8 protein-coding genes and 1 pseudogene are annotated in these 17,773 nt (G+C 62.3%); 8 read left to right on the forward strand and 1 reads right to left on the reverse strand.

The genetic code is table 11. The features are described 5' to 3' along the window. Nucleotides 1–5: 5 nt before the first annotated feature. Complete coding sequence (locus tag ACSBPQ_RS07400; protein ID WP_442684373.1) at nt 6–2,093, reverse strand: PAS domain S-box protein; 2,088 nt, start codon at nt 2,091–2,093, stop codon at nt 6–8. A gap of 252 nt (nt 2,094–2,345) precedes the next feature. Between ACSBPQ_RS07400 and ACSBPQ_RS07405 the strand changes: the two are divergent. From ACSBPQ_RS07405 to ACSBPQ_RS07440, 8 genes and pseudogenes are all read left to right on the forward strand, one after another. Continuing rightward, nucleotides 2,346–4,412: pseudogene (locus tag ACSBPQ_RS07405) on the forward strand (putative bifunctional diguanylate cyclase/phosphodiesterase); the annotation flags it as partial. Between the two features lie 269 nt (nt 4,413–4,681). Next, the gene (locus ACSBPQ_RS07410; RefSeq protein WP_442684374.1) at nt 4,682–7,669 is read left to right on the forward strand and encodes a diguanylate cyclase; all 2,988 of its coding nucleotides are present in this window, start codon (nt 4,682–4,684) and stop codon (nt 7,667–7,669) included. 128 nt (nt 7,670–7,797) lie between these two features. After that, nucleotides 7,798–8,685, forward strand: coding sequence for a restriction endonuclease (locus ACSBPQ_RS07415; protein ID WP_442684375.1), 888 nt, complete (start codon nt 7,798–7,800; stop codon nt 8,683–8,685). Then, entirely contained in the window at nt 8,624–10,324 is a 1,701-nt protein-coding gene (locus tag ACSBPQ_RS07420) for a type I restriction-modification system subunit M (RefSeq protein WP_442684376.1), read from the forward strand. The genes ACSBPQ_RS07415 and ACSBPQ_RS07420 overlap by 62 nt, the downstream gene beginning before the upstream one ends. Beyond that, nucleotides 10,321–11,508 (forward strand): restriction endonuclease subunit S, encoded by a 1,188-nt coding sequence (locus tag ACSBPQ_RS07425; RefSeq protein WP_442684377.1) that lies wholly within the window; start codon nt 10,321–10,323, stop codon nt 11,506–11,508. The genes ACSBPQ_RS07420 and ACSBPQ_RS07425 overlap by 4 nt, the downstream gene beginning before the upstream one ends. A gap of 1 nt (nt 11,509) precedes the next feature. After that, nucleotides 11,510–12,559, forward strand: a complete 1,050-nt coding sequence (locus ACSBPQ_RS07430; protein ID WP_442684378.1) for a PDDEXK nuclease domain-containing protein — start codon at nt 11,510–11,512, stop codon at nt 12,557–12,559. Then, nucleotides 12,552–15,650: a type I restriction endonuclease subunit R gene (locus ACSBPQ_RS07435; RefSeq protein WP_442684379.1), complete on the forward strand. Its 3,099-nt coding sequence runs from the start codon at nt 12,552–12,554 to the stop codon at nt 15,648–15,650. Before ACSBPQ_RS07430 ends, ACSBPQ_RS07435 begins: the two co-directional genes overlap by 8 nt. Before the next feature lie 304 nt (nt 15,651–15,954). Then, nucleotides 15,955–17,766, forward strand: coding sequence for a DEAD/DEAH box helicase (locus tag ACSBPQ_RS07440; protein ID WP_442684380.1), 1,812 nt, complete (start codon nt 15,955–15,957; stop codon nt 17,764–17,766). The last annotated feature ends 7 nt before the right edge of the window (nt 17,767–17,773 follow it).

A 17,773-nucleotide genomic window follows, 5' to 3' on the forward strand; every position in this document is an offset into this window, starting at 1 on the left:
CATGGTCAGTGTCCGGCAGTTGTTTCGGGCGGCGGCGAGGCACGAAGGGGCAGGTGCAGGTCGATGCAGGTACCTTCACCCGGCGCGGTGATGATCTCAAGCCGTCCGCCGACACTCTGCGCGCGCTCACGCATCACGATCAGGCCAAGGCCGCGCGGGCCATCCGGGTCGAAGCCCTCGCCATCATCGACGACCGTCAGGTGCAGCTGCCCCTCGCCGGTTTCCGCAAGACGCAGGCGGACCTGGCTGGCGCGGGCGTGGCGCAGGCTGTTGGTCAGGCTTTCCTGGGCGATACGGAAACAGGCCTGTTCGATGGCATTGTCCGGACGTTGCGAAAGCGCCTCTATTTCCAGCAGCAGCTCCACCGGTGAGGCGCGGAACAGCTGGCCGGCCTGCCAGCTCAGCGCCGCTTCCAGGCCGAGGGCGTCCAGCTGGGGCGGGCGCAGCAGCATCGACAGGTTGCGCAGCCGGGTCACCGTGCTGTCGACCAGCTCGATGATCTGGCCGATATCCTCGTTGCGGTGCGCCGTATCGGTTTCATGCATGGCCGCATGTGCGGCCAGCTTTATCGCAGTGATGGACTGGCCGATATCGTCATGCAGGTCACGGGAGATGGCCCTGCGCTCGTCCTCCTGCACCGAAAACAGCCGCGCCGCCATGGCCTGCAATTCCCGGTTGCCGGTCTCCAGCGCCACCCGGCTCGATTCCAGCTCGGTAAGGTCGCGGATGACCAGCAGGCGGCAGTCGCGGCCGCCATAGCGCAGCTCGCCCACCGACAATGCCGCCAGGAAGCGGCTTCCGTCCTGGCGCTGGATATGCGGCACCAGTGGCGGAAGCCGGTCCAGATAGCGGCGCGGCAGGTTGAGGTAATCGCGTACCCGCGGCAGGTCCTCGCTGGCGATCAGCGACTGCAGGTGCGTTCCGGTCAACTGCTCGGCCGTGGAGCCGAACTGTTCGGCTCCGACCGGGTTGATGTACAGCACGTGCTCGTCCGACAGGATGACAACGCCATCGGGCAGTACCCGCACCAGTTCGCGGAACTGTTCCTCGCGCTCGCGCAGCAGCTGCCGTGACTGCTCGCGTTCGCTGACATCCTGCAAGGTGCCCTGGATCGTTGCGGTTTGAGCATCCGCCGGAACCGCGCGCGCGCGCAGGTGCAGCGTCAGCAGACGGCCATCCATCGCCCGTACCTGCAGCAGCATGTCCAGCGGCGTCGCCCCGGCACCGGCCAGCGCGGCGATGCGCTGCTGCAGTTCATCGGCCTGGCGTTCGCCAAGCGGCAGGGCCTCGCGCAACGGCTGCCAGAGCGGAGCGGGCGCAGAGCGGCGCGCCAGCAGGTGGCCGGCTTCGTTCGACAGGCGGATGCGGCGGTTGTGGGGATCGATTTCAACCGCACCGATCGCGGCAATCGACTGGGCTTCGCGTATGCGGTCCAGTGCGGTCCTGAGCTGGTGCCGGGTGGCGGCCTCCTCGGCGCGGTCGACCAGGTTGACCAGGCGGGCCGGGCGCCCGCGGAAGGTGAGCGGATTGCCCCACAGTTCAGCCGCGCGCCGGCTGCCGTCGCGCAGCAGCAGTTCGATCAGCAGGTGTGCGCGTTTCCCGGGCTGCTGTTGCACGTCCACCATGTGCTGGCCAAGCGCCTCTTCCCGCTCCGGCGGAACCAGCCGCTGGATGGAAACGCCGGACAGCTCTTCGGCACTCCAGCCCAGCAGGGCTTCCGCGGCCGGATTGGCGTCCAGTATCTGCAACGAACCGATGTCGTAGATCAGCATCGCCCCGGCGTTGGAATGGAAACGCTGCCGGTAGTCGTGGTAGCCGCTTTCAAGCCGGGCCTGCTCTGTTTGCGCCTCGGCCAGCCTGCGTCGCGCATGCAGGACCAGCAGCAGGCCGGCCAGGGCCAGGGTGGCCAGGCAGACCACCGCAATGGAAAGGGCCTTCGACGATGACAGCGCCGGAATCGCCAGTCCCCAAGCACCGCAGCCCAGCAACAACGCCAGCAGGAAAAGAGTGCACCAGCGCAGGCTGCGCCTTGACGCTTCCAGCGCGGCAGCAGGAGGGGGCGACAAGGGAGCGGGGGACGGTACGGTTTCCATTTGCGCGCCGGGGGGATCCGGCGTCTATCTTAGCCGCTCGCTCCGATCAGGCAGGCCGGGCGCTCAATTTCCGGACAGCGCCGCCGCTACCGTTTTACTTCCCGGATATCGGAGCGGTGGGGCGTGGAACACGGTGTCGGTTCAAACCTGAGGCAGCAGATAATGGGCGCGTCACCGGCTTTCCCCGGCGCCGGCGAGTATGTGGCCGGAGACTGTCCGCCGATCACGCCCGATCCCGGCAGCCACCTGCTGGAAGCACAGCTGCATCACCTGCAACGGATCGCCGGTATGGGCAGCTGGGTCTGGGAAGCCGGTGCTGGCGGCGGGCGCATGCACTGGAGCGATGCGCTGCACGCGGTCATCGATCATCCCCACGGCGTCTTGCGGCAGGACCGGCGCTGGATGCGGCATCTGGGGCGCGGCGCCCGTACCCAGGTGCTTTCCGCCTGGCGGCGGGTTCTGCGCGAAGGCAGGGAATACACCTTCGATCTGGATCACCGTAGCGCCGATGGCAGCGCCATGCAGCTGCGCATCTGGATGCAGCCCTGCGCGGATGCGCGCGGTGACGTGCAACGCATTATCGGCCACGCCAGCAACATCTCCAGCCAGCGGCAGACCGATGCACTGATCCGCTGGCGCACCGAGCTGCTCAACCGGGTATCGGCACTGGGCGGAATCGGCGGCTGCGAGATCGAGGTGGTCGGCGGCGGCATGCTGTGGACCGAGGAGTGCTATCGCCTCCATGGCCTGCGCAAGGAACCGGTCTCGCTGGAACAGGCGCTTACGCTGTACACGCAGGATTCGCGCGACAACTTCCTCGCCGCACTGGACCGTATCGGCGCCGGAGGGCTGCCCGAGCAGCTGGAACTGTGCTTCTACCGGCCGTCCGGGCAGCGTGTCTGGGCGCAGGTGCAGATCGAGCTGGACCGCCGCGAAGGCTTGCCCGAACGCTTCGTGGTGCTGTTCCGCGATATCACCCGCGAGCGCGAGGCCAACGAGCGCATCGAGCTTCTGGCCCATTACGATCTGCTGACCGGGCTGCCCAACCACCTGCTGCTGCGCGAGCAGGCCGACGAGGCGATCCTGCAGGCGCGCGAGGGCGGGGGAACACTGGCGCTCCTGTTCATCGACCTGGATGGTTTCAAGAGCGTCAACGACGCGTTCGGCCACGCCACCGGCGACACCCTGCTCAAGGTGGCGGCCGCGCGCCTGCACCAGAGCCTGGGCAACGCCGATCTGTTTGCCCGCTTCAGCAGCGACGAGTTCATCGTCATCCTGCGCGATCTGCCCAGCCCGGACGATGCGGCGGTTGTGGCGCGCAAGCTGATCGCCTCGCTGGCCGAGCCGCTGTACCGCAACGATGACACCTTGAAGGTCGGCGCCAGCGTCGGTATCGCCCTGATGGAAGAGTCGCGCAACGATTTCGATTCACTGCTGCGCGCCGCCGATGCCGCCATGCACGCGGCCAAGGCGGCCGGACGCAATACCTACCAGTACTACAGCCCCGAGGCGCTGGTACGAACCCGGCGGGCGTTGGAGATCGAATATGCCCTGCACGGCGCGGTCGACCGGCAGGAGTTCTCGCTGGTCTACCAGCCACTGGTGAATGTGGATCCCTCCCGGCCGCCGGCCATCGAAGCGCTGGTGCGCTGGGCGTCGCCGGTGGTGGCCGACTGTGGCCCGGCCGAATTCATCCCGATCGCCGAAAAATGCGGGGAAATCAACCGCATTGGCGAATGGGTGCTGGATGAGGCCTGCCGCCAGGCGGCCGCATGGCGGCAGGGCGGGCTGGTGTTCGAGCGCATCGCCGTCAATATCTCGGCGCTGCAATTGCGTGAAAGCGGCTTCGCCAGCCGCGTGCTGCAGACCTGCGCACGCCACAACTGGCCGCCGCAGCAGCTGGAACTGGAGCTGACCGAATCGGCGCTGGTCCGCGACAGCGACGCCTTGCGCGAATGTTTCGACATCTTCGAGAACAATGGCATTTCACTGTCGGTGGACGACTTCGGCACCGGCTTTTCCAATCTGCATTACCTGAACCGGTTCCCGGTGCAGCGGCTCAAGATCGACCGCAGCTTCGTGCAGGAGATGCTGCACGACGCGGCCATGGCCGAGGTGACCCAGGCCATCGTGCATCTGGGCCACGCGCTGGGCATGCAGGTGATCGCCGAGGGCGTTGAAACTCCGCAGGAAGAGGCGCTGCTGCGGCGCCAGGGGTGTGACGAACTGCAGGGCTACCTGTTCTCGCAGCCGTTGCCCCCACGCGAGATGAGCCGGTGGCTCAAGGCCGGGCAACAGCCGGGGGCGGGCAGGGCGTGATCCATGACGGCAGGCCGATAACCGGCTCCTGGAGCCGGGCGGATTGGGCGGCGGATCGGCCTGGTACGGGCTGCTGCAACGGAGGACCTGTTTGATGCGAAACTACCCTGCAGTTCTGGTCCCCCCGGTTCCGGCTTTGCCGGTAACCGGAGCGGTCCAGACATCCGGCCCCAGGGGGTGCGCCCGGCCGGGGCGCAGGCAGGAGCAGGTGGTCCGAAATGGAAGTGAAGGCGGCTTGTAAAACGTGCTCGACTGGCGGCGCCAGGGCGATGCCACGGCGTGGTCGCGTGTTTTCAGGATATGTGCGGCGACTGCTGACGTTGTCACTGTTGTTGCTCGGCATTTTCCCGGCCTGGGGACAGCAGCAACGTATCGGGCTGCACGATTACAGTCGCGACCTGTGGACCAGCCGCAACGGGCTGCCGCACAACACCTTGCGCGATATCGCCCAGACGCCAGAAGGCCACCTCTGGTTCGCCACCTGGGAGGGCGTGGCCCGCTACAACGGCCTGGAATTCACCGTGTTCGACCGTGCCAGCCGCCCGTCCTTGCCGGACAATGGCATCGGTGCGCTGCACGTGGATGGTGCCGGCCGGCTGTGGCTGGGAGACTCGCGCGGCAACGTGACCCGTTTCGACCGGCAGGGAAACTGGTGGCAGTGGACCCCGGAAGCGGATGCCGCGCCGGCGGTCATCATCGAAGCGATGCAGAAGGACAGCCATGACCGCTTGTGGCTGCTGTATGAGGGCGTCGGCCTGGGACGGCTGGACCCGGATGGCAGCTACCAGCGTTACCTGCCGCCGGCCCCGCTGCGCGACGCCATCAACTTCACCAAGCTGGTGGTGGACGCACAGGACCGGGTCTGGCTGGGGACCTTCGACGGACTGCTGTATCTGGATGCCGACGGTGTCCTGAAGCGGGCACCGGAATCGTTCGGCTTGCCGCCCGGACTGGCGTGGCCGTATCTGGCCCCCGATGGCACCTTGTGGGTGGCGGGCGTGGAGCACATCTACCGGCTGGAGGGCGAGCGGCTGCAGCTCAAACACCGGCTTCCCGGCATCGGCCAGCTGACCAGCCTGTTGCAGGATCGCCACGGTGACCTCTGGCTGGGAACCGAAAACAACGGTGTGTGGCGGCTGGGCCCGAATGGCGTCGAGCGACTGGGAGCGGTGGGAACACTGCTGGATTCGCGCGTCACCCGGCTGCTGGAAGACCAGGAGGGCAGCATCTGGGTCGGCCTGAATGGCGGGCTGTTGCGCCTGCGTGCGGCGCCCTTCAGCAGTTACAGCCGCGCCGATGGCCTGAGCGGGGATTTCGTCCGCACGCTGCTGGAAGACCCGCGCGGGCAACTGTGGATAGGCAGCAGCAGCGGCCTGGACCGGATGTCCGCGGACGGTCACATCCAGCCGGTCGTCCTCGCCGCGGGTGAACAGGAACCCTCGGTGCTGTCGCTGGCCCTGGCCGCCGACCATGGCATCTGGGCAGGTACCCGCGGCGACGGGGTTTTCCATATCGGCAGCAGTGGACGGGTGCGCCACTATCGGCTCGGCAGCGAGTTGCCGCGCGGCAATTACCGGGCGGTGGCAACCGGGCCAGCCGGGCAGGTGTGGCTGGGCTCGGCCAATGGCGTGCTGCAGCTGGAGAATGGCCGCGGGGTTCCGCTGGAACTGCCGGGCATGCCGCAGGCGGTCGTCCTCGCATTGTCCTGGCTGCAGGATGCGCTGTGGATCGGTACCACCGAAGGGGTCTGGCGCCTGCAGGGCGAACATGTCGAGAAGGTCGACATCGCCACACTCGGCGAAGCACGCGCGGCCTATGGCTTCCGTCAGATCGGCCAGGCGGTGTGGATCACCAGTGATCGCGGGCTTCACCGCTATGCCGGTGGAAAGCTGGCGCACGTGGGGCTGCAGCACGGACTGCCGGTGGACACGGTATTCGAGTTGATTCCGGACGAACTCGGCAACGTCTGGGTGAGCAGCAATCGCGGTGTCTGGCAAACCCGGCTGGAGGCGCTGGAAGCGGTGGCCGACGGCAGGCAGGCGCGGCTGGAGGGGCGCATGTACCGCGAGATCGACGGCATCGCCAATGCGCAGGCCAATGGCAGCTCGGGACCAGCGGCGATACGGCGCCGCGACGGCAGCATCTGGGTGGCGACCGCCGGCGGCGTCGCCACGGTACAACCGGCGGCGCTGGCGCGGTTCCAGTCGTGGCCGGCACCGCCTGCGGTGATTGAAAAGGTGTCGGTCGATGGCGAACCGCTGAACTGGAACGCTGCCACCGTGAGCGCGATTCCCGGCGGAGCACGGGTAGCGGTGTCCTATGCGGGACTGAGCTACCTGATGTCCGACCGCATCCGTTACCGCACGCGCCTGCAGGGACTGGAAGGGGAGTGGGTGGAGCGCGGCACGCAGCGCAACGTGGAGTACGTGGGGCTGTCGCCGGGCAGCTATGTGCTGCATGTGGCGGCCGCACACCCGGACGGCGCCTGGAGCGAAGGCGCCGCGCTGTGGCACTTCACCGTGCAGCCGTTGTGGTGGCAGCGGCTGGATGTGCGCATCGCCGCTTCCGTGCTGGCAATGCTGGTGCTGTATGTGCTGTTCCGCCACGCGCTGCGGCGTTACAGGAACAAGAACGCCCGCCTGGAAAAGCTGGTCAGCCAGCGCACCCGCGACCTCGAGCAGCAGGCCGACCGCCTGCTCGCGGCCAACGCGGAAAAGAGCCTGCTGGCCGAGCGCCTGCGCGAGCAGGCCGAAGCCTTCGAGCGACAATCGCGTGAGGATGCGCTGACCGGGCTGGCCAACCGCCGTGCCTTCGACAAGATCCTTGCCCGTGATGTGGCGCGCGCGCAGCGCAGCCGGCAGCCGCTGTCGCTGGTGGTGCTGGATATCGACCACTTCAAAAGCGTCAACGACCGCTGGTCCCACAGCGTCGGCGACCTCGTGCTGCGCAAGGTCGGGCAGCTGTTGCGCAGTACCAGCCGCGATTCCGACCTGCCGGCCCGGCTGGGCGGCGAGGAGTTCGCGCTCGTGCTGCCGGATACCTCGCTGGCGGAGGCCCGGCTTATCTGCGAGCGGCTGCGGAGCCTGTTCCACGCACAGCAGGACTGGGCCGACATCGACGGACTGCAGCTGACCTTCAGCGCCGGCGTGGTGCAGCTGGATGTCACCGAGCTGACCCCCGAGCAGCTGTACATGCGCGCGGACCGTGCGCTGTACCGCGCGAAGAACGAAGGCCGCGATCGCATCTGCGAAGCCTGACGATGGCGGCGGCGCAGCCGGAAATACCGCCGCTGCAGCTATGATTGGCGCCTCAAGCGCCATTGCGGATTATCAGGCCCTGCCGTTGCAGCGCGGGCCCTTTGGCGCCAAACAGGGGCAAGAGACGCATGGCGGAAGTAACCAAGGCCCGGACCGGCCACCTGATACGCAAGCTGTTCGGCATCCTGCAGGCCCGGCCCGACGGCATGAAGGCCGCCGAAGCGCTGGCGGTGTTGGCCGCACAGGTCGAGATGACCGCCTACGAGGCCGGCGACTACCCCACCGGTGGGCGCCGCTTCGAGAAAATCGTGCGCTTTGCCACGGTTGATACCGTCAAGGCCGGCTGGCTGGTCAAGGACAAGGGCATCTGGTCGGTCACCGCCGAGGGCGCGCAGGCGCTGCAGCAGTACCCGGACGGCGAGCAGTTCTACCGCGAGGCGGTGCGTCTGTACCACAAGTGGAAAAAGGCGCAGCCGGTGGTGGAGATCGACGAAGGCGATGACGAGGCCGTGGAGAAGTCGGCCAGCATCACCCTGGAGCAGGCCGAGGAAATGGCCTGGGCCGAGATCGAGGCGCACCTGGCTGACATGCCGCCCTACGAGTTCCAGGAGCTGGTGGGCGCGCTGCTTACCGCCATGGGCTACCACGTGGCGTGGATCGCCCCGCCCGGCAAGGACGGCGGCGTGGATGTGATCGCCTACAACGACCCGCTGGGCACCCGCCCGCCGCGCATCAAGGTGCAGGTCAAACGCAACGCCAACTCGCCCAAGATCGACGTGATGGGCCTGCGCAGCTTCATGGCGGTGCTGGGCGAGGGCGATGTGGGCCTGTTCGTGGCCTTGTCCGGCTTCACCAGGGACGCCGACCTGGAAGCCCGGCAGAGCCACCGCCGCATCACCCTGATCGACGCCGCCCAGCTGGTCGAGCTGTGGACCCGCCACTACGGCCAGCTCGATGACAGCGCCCGCCGCCGCCTGCCGCTCAAGCCGGTGTGGTTTTTGGCCGGTGAAGGCTAATAGAACGCCCGCATATTTCCGAAAACGACCCGACTTCTTTGGCGCAGATCGTGCGCGGCAAGAAGATTTAGACAGGAATCAACGCATGACAAGCAACGAACAACGCGCCGCCCTGCAGCGCCAGATCTGGGCAATTGCCAACGATGTCCGGGGTGCCGTCGATGGGTGGGACTTCAAGCAGTACGTGCTGGGCACCCTGTTCTACCGCTTCATCAGCGAGAACTTCATCGATTACATCACCGGCGGGGATGCATCCGTCAATTACGCCGCGATGGCAGACAATGATCCGAACATTGCGGCCGCCAAAGATGACGCCATCAAGACCAAGGGCTACTTCATCTACCCCAGCCAGCTGTTCGTCAATGTCGCGGCCAACGCCAACACCAACGAGCGCCTGAATACCGACCTGGCCAATATCTTTTCCGCCATCGAAGCCTCCGCCAATGGCTACCCGTCCGAGCGCGATATCAAAGGCCTGTTTGCGGATTTCGACACCACCAGCAACCGTCTGGGCAACACCGTCAAGGACAAGAACGACCGTCTGTCCAAAGTGCTCAAGCGCGTGGCCGAACTGGACTTCGGTGGTTTTGACTCCAGCCGCATCGACCTGTTCGGCGATGCCTATGAATTCCTGATCTCCAACTACGCCGCCAACGCAGGCAAGTCGGGTGGCGAGTTTTTCACGCCGCAGGATGTTTCCAGGCTGATCGCGCAGCTGGCGATGCACAAGCAAACCAGCGTCAACAAGATCTATGACCCGGCTTGTGGCTCTGGCTCGCTGTTGCTGCAAGCCAAAAAGCACTTTGACGCCCACATCATCGAAGACGGCTTCTTCGGGCAAGAAATCAACCACACCACGTACAACCTGGCGCGGATGAACATGTTCCTGCACAACGTGAACTACGACAAGTTCAACATCCAGCTCGGCAACACCCTGATCGAGCCGCATTTTGGCGATGACAAACCGTTCGATGCCATCGTCTCCAACCCGCCGTATTCGGTGAAGTGGATCGGTTCGGACGACCCCACCCTGATCAACGACGACCGCTTTGCCCCGGCCGGTGTGCTCGCGCCCAAGTCCAAGGCCGACTTTGCCTTTGTGCTGCACGCGCTCAGCTACCTGTCCAGCAAGGGCCGCGCCGCCATCGTCTGCTTCCCCGGTATCTTCTACCGCGGCGGGGCGGAAGCCAAAATCCGCCAGTACCTGGTGGACAACAACTATGTGGAAACGGTGATCTCGCTGGCGCCCAACCTGTTTTACGGCACCACCATCGCCGTGAACATTCTGGTGCTGGCCAAGAACAAGAAAGACACCACCACCCAGTTCATCGACGCCAGCGGGCTGTTCAAGAAAGAAACCAACAACAACGTGCTGCTGGATTCGCATATCGAGCAGATCATGCGGGCGTTCGATACCAAGGAAAATGTCGATCACTTTGCCAAGTCGGTGCCGTTTGAGCAGGTGGCAGCCAACGATTACAACCTGTCGGTTAGCAGCTATGTGGAGGCCAAGGACAACCGCGAGGTGGTGGACATCGCCCGGCTCAACGCTGAGCTGAAAACCACGGTTGCCAAGATTGACCAGCTGCGCAAGGACATTGATGCCATCGTCGCGGAAATTGAGGGCGAAGACGCATGAGCCGCATCAGTGAATTGATTGCCGAGCGTTGTCCGCAGGACGTGTCATTCATGGCACTAGGTGATATCTGCGTCATCAAGACTGGGCCCAACATAAATAAGCAGGTCATAGCTGATCGACCAGGACCTTACCCAGTAATTAACAGCGGACGCGATCCGCTCGGATATGTTGATCATTTCAATACAGAAAACGACCCGATTGGGATTGCTTCGCGAGGAAGTGTTGGTCTTGTGACTTGGACTCCGGGTCGTTTTTTTCGTGGAAACCTTAATTATTCATGTACGGTGAAAAATCCCGCGCAACTGGATACCCGGTTCCTGTATCACTACCTCCTTCACGTTGACGCAGAAATTCAGGCCCTTGCTACCCATCAAGGCATTCCTGCTCTTAATGCTGGTGCCTTAAAAACACTTCTGGTTCCGGTCCCATCAAAGGAGATCCAGATTGAAATCGTTCGCATACTGGACGCATTCACCGAGCTGACCGCCGAACTGACCGCCGAGTTGACCGCCCGCAAAAAACAATACAACTACTATCGCGACCAGTTGTTGAGTTTTGAAGATGGCGAAGTGGAGTGGAAGGAGATGGGCGAACTCTTTCCGTTTATTCGAAATGGATTTGTAGGCACGGTTACTCCTTTTTACACCGATGCCAGCAATGGCGTCAGATATCTACAAGGAACCAATATTCAAAAAGGCGCCATCAATGACAAAAACAAGTACTACGTAACGAAAGACTTTCATGAAAAATGTAGTAGAACAAAACTAAAAGCAGACGACATTCTGGTCGTTCAGTCTGGCCATGTCGGGGAAAGTGCGGTAGTTGGGGAAAAATACAAAGATTGTAATTGCCATGCCTTAATAGTGATGAGCAATGGTGGGGGATGCAATTCAAAGTTCGTAAATTACTTCCTGCAAACAACGGAAGGAAAGGCTAGGTTATTAAAAATAACGACAGGTGGTACGGTTAAACATATATTGGCATCGAAAATAAAAAAACTGGAAATTCCCGTTCCATCACTCGCAGAGCAAGCCCGCATCGTCGCCATCCTCGACAAATTCGACGCGCTGACCAACTCCATCACCGAAGGCTTGCCCCGCGAAATTGCTTTGCGCCAGAAGCAATACGAGCACTACCGCAATCTGTTGTTGAACTTCCCGAAGTCGGAAGCGGTGGCGGCATAACATGAGCGAAATCCCCCACCACACCGATTACCGCCAGGCGCTGGCGGCGATCAAGCAACGCATCCAGAGCTCGCAAACCCGCGCCGTGCTGGCGGTGAATGCCGAACTGCTGGGCCTGTATTGGGACATTGGCCGTCAGTTGGATACTTGGCAGCGCGAGCGCGCCTGGGGCTCGGCGGTGGTGGAACAAATGGCGCAAGACCTGCAGGCCAGCTACCCCGGCATGAAAGGCTTTTCGCGCACCAGCCTGTTTGCCATGCGGCAGTTTTATGCCTTCTTCAGCCCGCGCTTTGAAGTTGTCCCACAGCCCGTGGGACAAATGCCTTGGGGGCACGTGCGCACCCTGTTGGCCAAGGTGAAATCGGTGGATCTGGTACTGCTGTACGCCCAGGCCTATGCCGAACACGGCTGGAGCCGCACGGTGCTGGAGTGGCAGATTGAGCAGCGCTTCCATGAGCGCGTCGGCCAGGCTGTAGGCAACTTCGCCCAGACCCTGCCTGCGCCGCAGTCCGAGTTGGTTCAGCAAAGCCTGAAAGACCCTTATGTGTTCGACTTTCTGACCCTCAGCGCCCAGGCGGTGGAGCGCGACATCGAGAACCAGTTGGTGGCGCAGATCACCCGGTTTCTGCTGGAGCTGGGCAAAGGCTTTGCCTTCCTCGGTCGGCAGTATCCGCTGGTAGTCAATGGCAGGGACTACTTTCTGGACTTGCTCTTCTATCACGCGCGTTTGAAATGCTACGTGGTGATCGAGCTCAAGGCGGGTGAATTCAAACCCGAATACGTCGGCAAACTCAATTTCTACCTGTCGGCGGTGGACGACCAACTGCGCGGCGACGGTGACCAACCGACCATTGGCCTGATCCTGTGCAAAGACAAGGACAAGCTGGATGTGGAGTACGCCTTGCGCGACATCAACAAGCCCATGGGAGTGAGCTCGTTCATCACCAAGGACATCCCCGTGTCGGTGCAGTCCCAGTTGCCGACGGTACAAGAGATTGAGAGCGAGTTGACTGCGATGATCCAAGTTGATGAGAAGAAGCCCAATGAGTGACTACAAGACCATTGCCGAATCGAAGAACTTCATCGTTCTGGACAAATACGCCCCGGAATGGAAAGTCGCTGAAGGCTACCAGAGCGAGGGTGATCTCGAGCGCGAGTTCATTCAGGATCTGCAGAATCAGGGTTATGAATATCTGCCTGGCCTGAACACGCCCGAGGCCTTGCTGGCGAATGTGCGCGTCCAGCTGCAAGCACTCAACGCCGTTGAGTTCACCCATGGCGAATGGCTGCGCTTTGTTGAAACCTTCCTCGACAAGCCCAGCGATGGCATCGTCGAGAAGACCCGCAAGATCCACGACGACTACATTCACGATTTCGTCTTTGACGACGGCCGCATCCAGAACATCTACCTGCTGGACAAGAAGAACATCGCCCGCAACAAGGTGCAGGTGGTCAAGCAGTTCGAACAGACCGGCAGCCACGCCAACCGCTACGACGTGACGATTCTGGTCAATGGCCTGCCGCTGGTGCAGGTGGAGCTGAAGAAGCGTGGCGTGGCCATCCGCGAAGCCTTCAACCAGGTGCACCGTTACAGCAAGGAGAGCTTCAACAGCGAGCAGTCCTTGTTCAAGTATCTGCAGTTGTTCGTTATTTCCAACGGTACCGACAGCCGCTACTTCGCCAACACCACGCAGCGCAACAAGAACAGCTTCGACTTCACCATGAACTGGGCGAAGGCGGACAACACGCTGATCAAGGACCTGAAGGATTTCACGGCGACCTTCTTCCAGAAGCACACGCTGCTCAACGTGCTGCTGCATTACTCGGTGTTCGATGTCAGCAATACGCTGCTGGTGATGCGCCCGTACCAGATCGCCGCCACCGAGCGCATTTTATGGAAGATCAACAGCAGCCATCAGGCCAGGAGCTGGAGCACCACGGAAAGTGGCGGCTTCATCTGGCACACCACCGGCAGCGGCAAGACCCTGACCAGTTTCAAGGCGGCACGGCTGGCCACCGAGCTGGACTTCATCGACAAGGTGTTCTTCGTGGTGGACCGCAAGGATCTGGACTACCAGACCATGAAGGAGTACCAGCGTTTTTCACCGGACAGCGTCAATGGCTCCGACAGCACGGCAGGCCTGAAGCGCAACCTGGGCAAGGACGACAACAAGATCGTCGTCACCACCATCCAGAAACTCAACAACCTGATGAAGAGCGAGGCCGACTTGCCCATTTACGGCAAGCCAGTGGTGTTCATTTTCGATGAGTGCCACCGCAGCCAGTTTGGTGAGGCCCAGAAGAACCTGAAGAAGAAATTCAAGAAGTTCTGCCAGTTCGGCTTCACCGGCACGCCGATCTTCCCTGAGAACGCCTTGGGTGCCGAAACCACGACCAGCGTGTTCGGCCGCGAGCTGCATTCGTATGTCATCACCGATGCCATCCGCGACGAAAAGGTGTTGAAGTTCAAGGTGGACTACAACGACGTTCGCCCGCAGTTCAAGGCCATCGAGACCGAGCAGGACGAGAAGAAGCTCAGTGCAGCCGAGAACAAGCAGGCGCTGCTGCACCCGGACCGCATCCGCGAGATCACCCAGTACATCCTGAACAACTTCCGGCAGAAGACCCACCGCCTGCATGCGGGCAACAAGGGTTTCAACGCCATGTTTGCCGTCAGCAGCGTGGATGCGGCCAAGCTGTACTACGAGTGCTTCCGGGAGCAGCAGAAGAACAGCGACAAGCCTTTGCGCGTGGCGACCATCTTCTCGTTCGCGGCCAACGAAGAGCAGGACGCGATCGGCGATATCCAGGACGAGAGTTTTGATGTGTCTGCGATGAACAGCAGCGCCAAGGAGTTCCTGAGCGCGGCCATCGCCGACTACAACGCGCTGTTCAAGACCAACTTCAGCGTGGACAGCAACGGCTTCCAGAACTACTACCGCGATCTGGCCAAACAGGTGAAGGCCAAGGAGATCGACCTGCTGATCGTGGTGGGCATGTTCCTGACCGGCTTTGATGCCCCCACGCTCAATACGCTGTTTGTCGACAAGAACCTGCGCTTCCACGGACTGATGCAGGCCTACTCGCGCACCAACCGCATTTTCGACGCCACCAAGACCTTCGGCAACATCGTCACCTTCCGCGACCTGGAGCAGGCGACCATCGACGCCATCACCCTGTTCGGTGACAAGAACACCAAGAACGTGGTGCTGGAGAAGAGCTACAAGGAGTACATGGAAGGCTTCACCGATGCGGCCACCGGCGAGGCGCGGCGAGGCTTCATGGAGGTGGTGCAGGAACTGGAAGCGCGTTTCCCCGACCCTGCGGCCATTGAGAAGGAGGCCGACAAGAAGGCCTTCGTCAAGCTGTTCGGCGAATACCTGCGCGTGGAGAACGTGCTGCAGAACTATGACGAATTTTCCAGCTTGAAGGCCTTGCAAAGCGTCGATCTGGCCGACCCTGCCGCAGTGGAGGCGTTCAAGGCCAAGCACTACCTGAGTGATGAAGATCTGGCTGCGCTGCAAGCCACCACGCTCCCGCCCGAGCGGAAGGTTCAGGACTACCGCTCCACCTACAACGATGTGCGCGACTGGCTGCGCCGGGAGAAGGCGGGGGCCGAGAAAGAGAAGTCCACCATCGACTGGGATGACGTGGTGTTTGAGGTGGACCTGCTGAAATCGCAGGAGATCAATCTGGACTACATTCTGGGGCTGATCTTCGAGCACAACAAGAAAATCAAGAGCAAGTCGGAACTGGTGGATGAGGTGCGGCGCGTGGTCCGCGCAAGCCTCGGCAACCGCGCCAAAGAGAGCCTGGTGGTGGACTTCATCAACCAGACTGACCTGGACCAGATCGGTGACAAGGCCAGCGTGATCGATGCCTTCTTCACCTTTGCCCAGGCGGAGCAGCAGCGCGAAGCGCAGGAGTTGATCAGTGATGAAAGCCTGAATGCGGAAGCGGCCCGGCGCTATATCGCCGCGTCGTTGAAGCGGGAGTTTGCCAGTGACAGCGGTACCGAGCTCAACGCCGTGCTGCCGAAGATGAGCCCGTTGAATCCACAGTATCTGAGCAAAAAACAGACTGTCTTCCAGAAGATCGCGGCTTTTGTGGAGAAGTTCAAAGGTGTGGGCGGGCAGGTATGAGGGCAGGAGGCAATACGCTGCGGGTCGTTTGCTTTCTAAAGTGGCGGAATGCCATGCCCGGTATAGCTGCAGAGCAGGATTGATCTCAGCGACCTGGAGGCCAAAGCCGAGCTAGGCCCGGCAACGATGCAGCCGCACTTGCACGGGGCTGCAGTGATCTGGTTCGTTGGGTTGATAGTCAGGGACGATCGAAAGACCAGCTGGTTGCCGTATGTACTGAATCACCCGCCTTGGAAGGAACCTTATGGCCCGTTTATTTCCCCAGTTTTCCGCGTGCAGGTTTGATACACCGGGCGAGCGTCGCTTGGCTGAGCGCCTGCAGCGCAAGCTGGAAGATGACTATCTGGTGTGGTGCAACGTGCCGGTGGGGGCGAAGGCTGTCTACCCGGATTTCATCGTGCTGCATCCCAGCCGCGGACTGTTGGTGCTGGAGGTCAAGGATTGGCGCGTGGAAACGGTACAGGCCATGGATCGCACCCAAGCGCAGATCCATGTCGGCGGCGGCATCAAGAAAGTGGTGAATCCGCAGCTGCAGGCGCGGCAGTATGTGCTCAGCGTCAACAGCCTGCTGGAAAAAGACCCCGCGTTGAGACAGGCCGCCAACACGCCTTATGCCGGCAGGCTCTGCATGCCCTACGGCTGGGGCGCAGTGCTTACCCGCATCACGCGCAAGCAATTCAACGAAGCAGGCTGGGGCGAGGTGCTGGACCCGCAGCGGGTCATCTGTTCGGATGAAATGACCGAGAGCGTGGAGCCGGAGGATTTCCAGCAGCGGCTGTGGGACATGTTCACCCAGGTGTTCCCTTGCCAGTTGAGCCTGCCGCAGATTGACCGGGTACGCGGGCACCTGTTTCCCGAGCTGCGTGTCAATCACAAGCCGGGCCAGTTCGGCCTGTTTTCCCCCGAGCAGGACGTGTTGCCTGATCTGATGAAGGTGATGGACCTGCAGCAGGAACAGTTGGCCCGTTCGCTGGGAGAGGGTCACCGCGTGATCCACGGGGTTGCGGGCAGCGGCAAGACCATGATTCTGGCCTATCGCAGTCTGCATATCGCGCAGGCGGTGCCCAAGCCCGTGCTGATCCTGTGCTTCAACCGCTCACTGGCGGCGCGATTGCGGCAGATCATCAACGAGCGTGGCGGTGGGGGCCGGGTGGTGGTGCATCACTTCCATGGCTGGTGCGGGGAGATGCTCACCAGCTACCACCTGCCCAAGCCGGCGTATGGGGTGGATTTCGACACACGCAACGAGCAGATGGTGTCCACGCTTATAAAGGGGGTGGAGCAGGGGCGTGTGCCTCGTTCGCAGTACGCGGCGATTCTGATCGATGAGGGACACGACTTCGAGCCGGACTGGTTCCAGCTGGTGGTGCAGATGCTCGACCCGGCGTCCGATTCGCTGCTGGTGCTGTACGACGATGCGCAATCTATCTATCGCCCGGGGCCGAAACGTCGCGCTTTCAGCTTTTCCAGTGTGGGAATCCGGGCACAGGGACGCACCACCATCCTTCGCTTGAATTACCGCAACACCGCGCAGGTGCTGGCAGTTGCGCGGGCCTTCGCGCAGGAACTGCTCAACGCGCGGGATGCAGATGAGGACGGCGTGCCGCAGGTGTTGCCGGAAAGTGCAGGGCGCCATGGGCCGTATCCGGAGTTGCGCCAATGCGCTCACACCGGTGAGGAAATGCGCGAGCTGGTGTTGGCGTTGCAACAGGCGGCCGAAGAAGGGAAAAGCTGGTCGGAGATGGCGGTGATCTACCGCACCAATTATCAGGCCAAGACATTGGAGCAGGTCCTGCAACGGGCCGCGATTCCATTTACCTCGGCGCTCAGTACACAAGGGCGCGATGCATTGTTTGCCAGTGGCGATACGGTAAAGCTCGTGAGCATGCATTCCAGCAAGGGCCTGGAGTTTCCGGTAGTACTGATTCCTGGTGTGGGCCAGTTGCCGTTGCATAACGCCGAACCGGCGGAGGAGGCGAGGCTGCTGTATGTGGCGATGACCCGTGCGCTGGAGCGGCTGATCCTGCTCAGTGATCGCCCATCCGATTTCAGCCAGCGACTTGCGACGGCGATCACGCAGGCGCGCGGTGCCCTGCAAGGGGGCGCGCTTGAGTAACGCGATG

The organism is Stenotrophomonas sp. JC08 (assembly GCF_052180205.1).
GTDB lineage: Bacteria > Pseudomonadota > Gammaproteobacteria > Xanthomonadales > Xanthomonadaceae > Stenotrophomonas.

Coding starts and splice junctions, on each gene's coding strand:
- ACSBPQ_RS07425 (WP_442684377.1), top strand. CDS start 10,321: ATGAGCCGCATCAGTGAATTGATTGCCGAGCGTTGTCCGCAGGACGTG.
- ACSBPQ_RS07400 (WP_442684373.1), bottom strand. CDS start 2,093: ATGGAAACCGTACCGTCCCCCGCTCCCTTGTCGCCCCCTCCTGCTGCC.
- ACSBPQ_RS07410 (WP_442684374.1), top strand. CDS start 4,682: ATGCCACGGCGTGGTCGCGTGTTTTCAGGATATGTGCGGCGACTGCTG.
- ACSBPQ_RS07430 (WP_442684378.1), top strand. CDS start 11,510: ATGAGCGAAATCCCCCACCACACCGATTACCGCCAGGCGCTGGCGGCG.
- ACSBPQ_RS07420 (WP_442684376.1), top strand. CDS start 8,624: ATGACAGCGCCCGCCGCCGCCTGCCGCTCAAGCCGGTGTGGTTTTTGG.
- ACSBPQ_RS07435 (WP_442684379.1), top strand. CDS start 12,552: ATGAGTGACTACAAGACCATTGCCGAATCGAAGAACTTCATCGTTCTG.
- ACSBPQ_RS07415 (WP_442684375.1), top strand. CDS start 7,798: ATGGCGGAAGTAACCAAGGCCCGGACCGGCCACCTGATACGCAAGCTG.